Raw genomic sequence first — 8,720 nt, 5'->3', positions numbered from 1 at the left:
GTCTTTGAGCTACGTGAATATCGTTGAATTCCTCGGCCTTTCAGGAAGAATGGATGCAGCTCAGAGTGGATTGAAGGTTCGCAATCTTAAGCACATGTTTTTGTGGAACTTTGTCAAGGATGAGTCCCGGAAGAGCATTGTTAAAGATTCCCGTAACTTGAAAAAGCTGGCCGCAGTTGTAGCATCACCTGCCGCCGTTAAAGATCTTCTCAAATCCGGGAATCTCGATCAGGCGTTTTCCTTGAGCAAAGGGCCGGCGACGGCGCTTTCTGAGGCGCTCTTGGCTGTTAAATCAAGGCTCGAAACAGTTTGGGGGATAATCCCCAATGTCTCCGAAGTGACTCCGCAGCATGTTGATGTAGCACTGGCGGTTGCTAAGCAGGCAAGGAGTGTGAGAACTCAGCTGCAGGCTATGCTCCAAGACATGGATGATGGAGGGTTAGATGACTAGAAGTCGTCCCGTAGCCTCAAAGCGCCTTGCGAAAAGTGCAGCCGGAAAGAGAAAAGATCGAGCTCCGAAGCGTCCGATTTTTCAGTCACTGAGCCATCCGCCAAAATCAAGTGACGCTTATTTGTGGTGCGATTATATCGAGATAAGATGTTTAGTCCATCCTGACAGAAAATTCTCAAGATCAAATTTAATTGAGTGCGTTGATGAACTTGCTGCGTTAGATATTCGACCAGATGCTAGCCTGGGAGATGATTCTGAAGCTCTCGACGAAGAAGCTGAGCTAGACGCAGAGGAACAAGATGACGACGGCGACGATGAAGTCTTGCCGGACGGGGATCGAAAGGAGGCCTGGGCGGCCGGGCTTTTTGGCCGCCTCGAGGTTCGGGCTAAGGTCTTCGGAGACGCTTACCCATTTGCGTTAGCTCCTGGAGCACAAGAAATTAGATTCAAGAATCCCGGGAGCGGAGCGCAGAGTCTTTATGTACAGCTATTACTGTCCGCGTGCTTGCGTTTGATCGAAAAATCGAGGCGACACGAGCTCACAGAAGATTTTGAAAGAATAGCCGAGAGTATTTTTAAAGGGCTGATGCCAGCGGGCTGGGAGGTTCACCAGTTTGGTGCTAAGGCATCTACGAGATATAGCGGGCATCTATTTAAACGTCTTACTAAGCTTGCAGAGGACTGGCGTGGAACTTTGCGATTGCAGCGTAGACACTTTAAAACAAGAAATTCTGGTGACGGCGGTCTAGATCTTGTCGCGTGGCATCCATTGGGTAGTGATGGTCGCGTAGGAATACCGATTGCAGCTGCTCAGTGCGGATGCACAGCAGAAGAATGGTCATTAAAGCAGCTAGAGGCTTCTCCCTCAAAGCTCAATATCGAAGTGCAGCACAAGTGGGCAACCTACTACTTCATGCCTCAGGATCTTATTGAGGCGGTCGCGGAAGGGTACGATTGGCAGCGGCGCCCAGATATCGCTGCATCAATAGTTATCGACCGACTGAGAATTATCCGACTCGCGGTTCAATTTGGGGCCGATCTTAATTATCGGGTTCTGAGTCCCGCGGCCTCAGAAGCCTGTGCTTTTAAGCTTGTATAGGGATTTAATATGGTGCGCGGGCTAATAGGTTAAAGGCTAAATGATTGTATTGATTTGAGCAGCCGTTTGGTCGTCTGACTCTACCTATATTGTGATCTATGTTTTTATGTGTGTGGCCGCTGAATCCAAGGCGTCAGCAGGTGTCTTATGCCCGACGCCGAGTGCAAGCTGGTGGCGTGACTTAATCCGGTCACCGATCGCCACATAGCATACTGCTGGCCTTCAAGCTGATATTTGTATGCTCTTAGTTGCTACAGCGTGTGAATGACCGCCGATAGCCGACCGTTGACGGCGCGTCGAACAGCGCAGCGCACTGCACTACGGGGGGCATGCTGCTGTAATTGCGCAGGCCTGCTGGAAGATAGCCGCCTTAAGGGTAGGCGGCTGTGGCGCCCTCCATCAATTGAAGGTGTAGCGATCAGATGCGCGGACCAATAGGCGGTCTCTTTTGATGGAGGGTGCGTCGAAACTTTCTCGTCGGAGCTTGGTGATGGCTTCCGCGCGCCAGGCGATGTCACCAGGCGCCGAGAATGTCTTCCTGATCTCTCGAATTGTTACAAGTGCTTGCTGGGCCCAAGTGCGGTATTCGCTAAGAGGCCATAGATAAACCTCATTGAGGTGGGGTTTCGCGCCTGGAGAGGATTTTGACGTCGGCGTCACAAGGATGGGGATCACTACTGAAGACTTCAGCTCTGGTACGTTTTGTCGAATCCATCGAGGATGATCAGCTGCTTGTCTCGCTTTCTCTACGCTGAGCGAAGAGGTTTCCTTGGCGCCTGCGTGATCTTCAAACACGAAGCATAGGTTTCCGATGTGCCACCAAGGATCTGGTGAGCCATCGGTCTCTCGCTTAGACGAATTGAATCCTAATAGCTCACCGAGAAGCACTTGAGCCGTCTCGAATTCATCCTCTGAAAGCAAGCCGTCCAGAATCTTCTTCTCGCGAGCTGCGTAGCGTCTATCGTGGCTCGAACCTAATCTTTCAAGAACGTTTTCGATATTCTCGATCTGCTCTGTCCTTAAGACGCTGTCAGGATCATCGCCTGTTGACGAGTCACTGCCTCGGCTTGTAGCTAGGTTCACAAGCCATCTCAAGCCCACCGCTGCATTCTTTGCGGCTGTAAAATAGATGTCAGATTTCTCTTCGGCGACGTACTGGCCGTTGTCCTTTGCTAGCAACGCCGACGAGCCTGCGAGATAATTCCAGAGCGCTCTATAGCCTTTGAGGTCCTCGCTTCTGATGACCCCAATTACTCTTGAGGCGGCCTCCATCGCGTCAACGAAATCGCCCTGCCAGAGACTTTTCTGATAATCAATCTCGTATGGGACAGATGATTCAAGGTCCGAGATTGCAGGGAATACGTCTTGGCTGAGGCTGTCCCTAAGCTCGATAATGTCCTGGTTGGCTGACTCCCAATCTTCACCGTTCCCAAGAAAGGTTCGCATGAAGTTGCAGAAGTCGGGCGGAGTAGCCGGCATGGATTGTTCGATACCAAATTGTAGTTCTGCTTGTATCTCAGGATGTAGGAAGCGTCGCCGCTTCTTGTCAACTAAGTAGTCCTGTAAATCTAGCCCGTTCACCACAACCGCGGAGTAATCCTCAAGAGAGCGAGTGCAACGCCCTATTGCCTGTAGCACCCTGGTCTGGATTCGTTCATTAAAAAGCACATTAGCTGCCATACGCGACATGAGAAATTTCTCTTGAAGATTAGTCGCGGATGGCAATCCCTCTACGAAGGTCAGTCGACATTCGTCGCCCGGGAAGTCGATGCCGTCATACCTGTTCGCGATGATGGCTACGGCGTTAGATTTCGAAGTAAAGGTTTCCTTGGTGTTCTCTATGTCGGTAGCATCGAGTGTTTGGAAGCTGATCTTGTTCTCCACCTCCTGTCGAATGGACTCGCCGTGAGCTTTACTTGGAACGAGAACAAGACTGCGTTCAGTCATTTGCATTAGATCGAGGCGGAGTTTACTGCAGTTATTCTCGTCTAAGCTCAGGCCGGGAAAGAGAAAAAGCCTGCGTCCTACGCCTTGTTTGTCCCAACCTTCAGGGACGGCGATCCTATGAATATTCTTTCGGCCAAAAAGTCGCTCAAGGTCTCCGCCGGAACCCAGGGTGGCGGACATATAAATGCGCTGTCGCGCATTCGTGAAAGGGGAATGGGTCCATGTTGGAGGTATGAGGGGGCGGATTAATATTTCACTTTCGTTGTAGTAAAAATGACAGCCGTGCAGATGGTCTCTGATGAGAGACCAGGGGTAGTGAATATCCCGGGCTGCCGGCGAGTGCTCGTCCAGTACAGCTCTGATGTCCCCCGATGCCATTGCGAGACTTGGACTAGGAAGCTTGTCAACCCAGCCATTATTCTCATCTCTCGTCGACTTGAGCTTGTAAAATGTCGAGTCGTCGATGTAAGGTTTAATTGCTGCGATTAAAGCTAGAAAGCAACTTTCATGATCTGGATTGATCCGGATCACTGATACTGACCACATCGAGGAAATGTAGTTCTCCGCAGCGTGAGCATCGTCAATAATTATTACATCAGCGTCGTTAAAGAATGGGTTGGTGTTGAACAGGCTGCTGTAAGTTGTTACGGCTATCTTCTCGCCGGTCCTGTACTCAGACTTTGCGTGCGGCGTATAGTTGGTCGCTTTCCCTGTAAATCCATTTGCTTGTATCCCATACTTTGCTTCGCACTGTGTTGCCACTTGGTTGACAAGTTGCTTAGTTGGGGCGAGGTATACTACACGCTCGCCTCGTTTTCGACGCAGCCACTCTGCTATGAGAGATCCAACCAGGGTTTTGCCACTTCCGGTTGGAAGCTGCAAAGCGACGTCTGCTTTCTCTGTTGCCGTCTCTGCATAGTTCCTCATGACCTCAGATTGGTGGGTCAGCACCCCCGGAATCTTGCGGCGCGGCAGATCAAAAATCAGCTTCTCTGGACTGCTGGCAGACTGGATCGATTTATTAAGCCTCTTGAAAACCATTGGTGTGACTCCGTGTCTAGTATTAAAGCTGATAGATGTAGTACTACGCGCGCCGAGCTTGAGTGGTCTTGGAGTTAGCTATGTCGAGAATTTTTTGCTTTGGTCTGAAGCGCTTTCTTCGATGCCATTCTAGGTAGCCCGATGCGGACACTTGGACCTGTCGTTTGGTGCCATGCGGATGCGATTGCATTGATGACTCAATCCAGACTATCAGGGATGCGGCAGGCGGATAGCAAGATTTGATGGCCGCCGGTGAAGGTAATTAAACCGCGATCCAATAGTTAGTGGGCGGTGCCGGTCAGGCGTCTCTAGCGTGAGTTAGAATGCGTGGTTAGAGCTGGTATCAGCTGCCTTCCCGAAGGCTCCTGCAGCGGTAGTGCTGTTGCAGTTCTCACCATGTGGTGATCAACAGACTAGGCTCAAGAGTGCTCGTGGACGGATCCGTCAGATGGCCGCGGAACGTCGGCGACGTCCTAGCTGTGCGCAAACAGAGCGAGGCCCAGGAGCGCATGTTTGCGACGGGAGCAATCCAAGGCGCGAATTCGATTGAGCTCGGACAAGTCAGGGCAATTCCTTGGCTGAGACCCTCTGCCTCACGCGGGCGGGCATTCGTTGCAGACTCCTCGCGGGCAGCGTGCTTTCGTGCGGAATCGGCGCCCATGTCGCGATTACTTGCGCGAGGGGCGCCAGCAGCCGGGGTGCTCCGTGCCCCTGCCCGCGTGTCTGGCGACCCGCTCGCGGGCGGGGATCACGCGTTGCTGGCGTGATGGAAGAATGGGTTCTTCTGCCCATCTTCGATATCAGCGCCCACCGCTGCTGCCTGTCAGGAATTTCCTACAGCTGTAGCAGGCTGTAGCTACGTCCGGTTCACTCCATGCGCGGCAAGGCTCCGCTCAGTCTGGAGGCTGGAGCAAATCGACGATATCGACGCCCAGCACGTGTGCTAGCCGCTCGAGTCCATCGATCGAGATGTTGGTGACGCGGCGTTCAAGCTGAGAAACATAGGTACGATGGAAATCGGCCACGTCAGCGAGTTGCTCTTGGCTTAAACCTTGCGCCGTGCGCAGACGGCGGATGTTCACCGCAACACGTTCGCGGGCACTAGGTTTCGCAGTGGATGATGGCTTGGAAGGCATGCCTTCCAGCCTGATCATCTACCGGCTTAGGTTCTACAGATTATAAATCTACTTTATATAACTCTACAAGATGGCCGTTGTCCTGTAGAGCACCCCTTATGGACACCGCTACGGCGGGGGCAGGAACAAGTCGGCGATGTCCACACCGAGAATCTGAGCGAACCGTTCAAGGCGGTCGACTGAGATGTTGGTCTTCGCTCGTTCCAGCTGGGACACGTAGGTGCGATGGCACTCGGCCATCTCGCCGAGCTTCTCCTGGCTCACCTTCCCCTTCATCGCCTTGCGCAGACGGCGGATGTTCGCCCCGACGCGGGTGCGGGCACTTGGGAGCGACGCGGGAGAGGACTTGGAAGCCATGCCTCCAGCCTGATCCTCTACCGCATTGCAATCTACAGAATATAAGTCTACTGTTTATTACTCTCGTTTTGGTCTGTCTGTCGGCACTTGGAGGGCCGGGAGGGCGCGATCAGGACAGCCCATATCTGCCGCGCGCCCGGGGGTGGGCAGCGGATTGACCATGGAGGCATTGCATGTCGAGCAACACGCTGTGCGTAGCGTCTGATCTGTGCCTGTACGAGGGCGGGGCAAGTGCTCCGGAGGCTGTCGGTCCACCGGTCTCGGTCGATCCAGACCAGCGGCGAGCGCGGTTGCGGGCCGTCAAAGGTCGACTTGGGAGCATCTCTGTCTCTGCCGAGATGGCGCCCCGTGTGCTGGGCGTCGCCGTGATCGCGCTGCTGCCCCTGACCGGCGTTGCCGCGCAGGAGGTAGACGCGGCACGCGAGCCCGACCCACCCGCGGATACCCGCGAGGTCGAGGACGCCGCTACCCAGTTCGACACCGTCCAGGTCACCGGTACCCGCATCCGCGGCGGCACCACGCCGTCGCCGGTGATCGCCTTCGGTGCTGAGCGGATCCAGGAGGAAGGATTCCGTGACCTGGGCGAGGTGATCCGCAGCGTGCCGCAGAACTTTGGGGGTGGGCAGAACCCGGGCGCGGGCAGCGGCGGCTTTTCCGGGGCCGGTTTCGCCAATCAGAACGTCACCGGCGGCTCGGCCCTGAACCTCCGGGGTCTGGGGCCGGACGCCACGCTGACGCTGCTCAACGGCCGGCGCATGGCCTACAGCGGCTTCGCGCAGGCGGTGGACATCAGCGCGATCCCGGTGGAGGCGGTCGAGCGCATCGACATCGTGGCCGATGGCGCGTCGGCCATCTACGGGTCCGATGCGGTGGGCGGGGTGGGCAATGTGATCCTGCGCCGCGACTACGACGGTGCGACGCTCGGCGCCCGTTATGGCGCTGCCAGCGGCGGCGGCCTCGAAACCCGCGAGTACACGGCCACGGCGGGTACGTACTGGGCCAGCGGCGGTGTCATCGCCACGTTCAAGGATGCGTCCGTCGACCCGATCTACGCGGCCGACCGGGCCTACACCCGGCACCTGGGGCCGCCGACCACGCTCTATCCCGGCAGCGACCTGCGCAGCGGCCTGCTCAGTGCGTACCAGGGGCTGGGTTCTGCCGTGGAGCTGCGGCTGGATGTGCTGCGTAGCCAGCGCGACCAGCAGACCTTCTACGAGTACATGGGCATCAACCGCCTGACGCCGGTCACCACGACCACGCTGGTGTCGCCGGGCGTCGAGTTCCGGCTGCCCCACGATTGGACGCTGTCGCTCAGCGGGGCCTGGGCCAAGGACGAGCATCACGAGCGTCAGGTGCGGGAAGACCCGGCCACCGGCGCCGTCACCCCAGTCGTCGACGACTGCTTCTGCAACGAGAGCCGCAGCTACGAGGCAAGTGTGGAAGGCCCGCTGTTGGCGTTGCCTGCTGGCGAGATGCGGCTGGCGGCGGGTGTGGGCTACCGGAGCAACGCGTTCCGGCAGTCCGCGTTGGGCACGGGCGTGGTGGCGACGCAGGGCGAGGAGCGTGCGCGCTTTGGCTATGCGGAAGTCAGCGTGCCGGTGGTCGGCGCGGGGCAGGGCGTGCCGGGCGTGCAACGGCTCGAGGTCACCGCGGCCGTGCGCAGCGAGGACTACAGCAGCTTCGGCGGCGTCACCACGCCCAAGCTGGGGCTGATCTACAGTCCCAATGCCGACTTCACGGCCAAGGCGGCGTGGGGCCGCTCGTTCAAGGCGCCGACGTTGCTGCAGGTCAACCAGGGCCAGTTCGCACAGCTGGGCTTTGCGGGCGATTACGGCGGCACGTCGGAGGCAGGGCGCGACATGGCGCTGCGGGTGGGCGGCGGCAATCCGGACTTGCAGCCCGAACGTGCGCGCACGCTGTCCGCCTCGCTGGCGTACCACCCCGAGGCGTTGGCCGGGCTGCAACTGGAGCTCACCGCGTTCCGCATCGACTACACCGACCGTGTGGTCCAGCCGATCACCGACTACGCGCAGGTGCTGGCCAATCCCGCGTTCGCCCAGGTGATCGACCGGCAACCCACGCTGGAAGAGCTGACGCGCATCGCCAGCCTGGCGCGGTTCTTCAACTTCACCGGCCAGTCCTTCGATCCGGACCGCATCGGTGCAGTGATCTACGGCAACTACGTCAACGTGGCCCGGCAGGAGATCACGGGTGCCGACCTTTCGGGTTCGTACAGGCTGGCGTTGGGGGACGACACGCTGACGCTGCGCGGCTCGGCCGCGTGGCTGGACAGTACACAGCAGAACACCGGCGCCCAGGAGTTCTTCGATCTGTCGGGCACGCTGTTCAACCCGCCCAAGCTGTCCGGCCGGGCAGGGGTGGTCTGGGAGCGGGGCGCCTTCACCACGTCCGCGTTCGCCAACTATCGCGGCGGCGTGACCAACACCGTGGATGGCCGGAAGACGGCATCGTTCACCACCTTCGATGCGGCGTTGCGCTACCGGCATGCGCGCAGCGAGGGGGCGTGGTCCGGCGTGGAAGTCTCGCTGTCGGCGCAGAACCTGCTCGACCGCGCGCCGCCGCTGTACACGCCGACGTCGTTTGCCGAGTACGCACCGCCCTATGACGGCACCAACTACTCGGCGATCGGGCGCTTCGTCAGCCTCGCCATCTCCAAGCACTTCTGAGG

At 57.5% G+C, this 8,720-nt stretch carries 6 protein-coding genes; 3 read left to right on the top strand and 3 right to left on the bottom strand.

The window, feature by feature from the left end; genetic code table 11:
* Positions 1-451, top strand: a 451-nt coding sequence (locus WQ56_RS18995; protein ID WP_197076418.1) for a hypothetical protein, incomplete at its 5' end; no start/stop codon positions are given.
* Positions 444-1,550, top strand: coding sequence for a hypothetical protein (locus WQ56_RS18460; RefSeq protein WP_156170259.1), 1,107 nt, complete (start codon positions 444-446; stop codon positions 1,548-1,550). The genes WQ56_RS18995 and WQ56_RS18460, both read left to right, overlap by 8 nt.
* Positions 1,551-1,949: 399 nt before the next feature.
* Here the strand turns inward: WQ56_RS18460 and WQ56_RS03300 are convergent, their stop codons facing one another.
* From WQ56_RS03300 to WQ56_RS17910, 3 genes are all read right to left on the bottom strand, one after another.
* Positions 1,950-4,538 carry a DEAD/DEAH box helicase family protein gene (locus WQ56_RS03300; RefSeq protein ID WP_047135675.1) on the bottom strand — a complete coding sequence of 863 codons (2,589 nt, stop codon included), beginning with the start codon at positions 4,536-4,538 and terminating at the stop codon, positions 1,950-1,952.
* A gap of 893 nt (positions 4,539-5,431) precedes the next feature.
* The gene (locus tag WQ56_RS03295; protein WP_231583335.1) at positions 5,432-5,692 is read right to left on the bottom strand and encodes a helix-turn-helix transcriptional regulator; all 261 of its coding nucleotides are present in this window, start codon (positions 5,690-5,692) and stop codon (positions 5,432-5,434) included.
* 90 nt (positions 5,693-5,782) lie between these two features.
* Positions 5,783-6,031, bottom strand: a complete 249-nt coding sequence (locus WQ56_RS17910) for a helix-turn-helix transcriptional regulator (protein ID WP_047135611.1) — start codon at positions 6,029-6,031, stop codon at positions 5,783-5,785.
* A gap of 338 nt (positions 6,032-6,369) precedes the next feature.
* On the opposite strand from WQ56_RS17910, the gene WQ56_RS03285 reads away from it, so the two are divergent.
* On the top strand, positions 6,370-8,718 hold the full coding sequence (locus tag WQ56_RS03285; RefSeq protein WP_082132157.1) for a TonB-dependent receptor: 2,349 nt from the start codon (positions 6,370-6,372) through the stop codon (positions 8,716-8,718).
* Positions 8,719-8,720: the final 2 nt, after the last annotated feature.

The organism is Luteimonas sp. FCS-9 (assembly GCF_001014645.1).
In the GTDB taxonomy this organism is placed as follows: domain Bacteria; phylum Pseudomonadota; class Gammaproteobacteria; order Xanthomonadales; family Xanthomonadaceae; genus Luteimonas.
This window is presented reverse-complemented; position numbering and strand designations above follow the sequence as displayed.

Bases quoted from the DNA above. Each gene is read 5' to 3' on its own strand.
- WQ56_RS18460 (WP_156170259.1), top strand. From the start codon at position 444: ATGACTAGAAGTCGTCCCGTAGCCTCAAAGCGCCTTGCGAAAAGTGCA.
- WQ56_RS03300 (WP_047135675.1), bottom strand. From the start codon at position 4,538: ATGGTTTTCAAGAGGCTTAATAAATCGATCCAGTCTGCCAGCAGTCCA.
- WQ56_RS03295 (WP_231583335.1), bottom strand. From the start codon at position 5,692: ATGATCAGGCTGGAAGGCATGCCTTCCAAGCCATCATCCACTGCGAAA.
- WQ56_RS17910 (WP_047135611.1), bottom strand. From the start codon at position 6,031: ATGGCTTCCAAGTCCTCTCCCGCGTCGCTCCCAAGTGCCCGCACCCGC.
- WQ56_RS03285 (WP_082132157.1), top strand. From the start codon at position 6,370: ATGGCGCCCCGTGTGCTGGGCGTCGCCGTGATCGCGCTGCTGCCCCTG.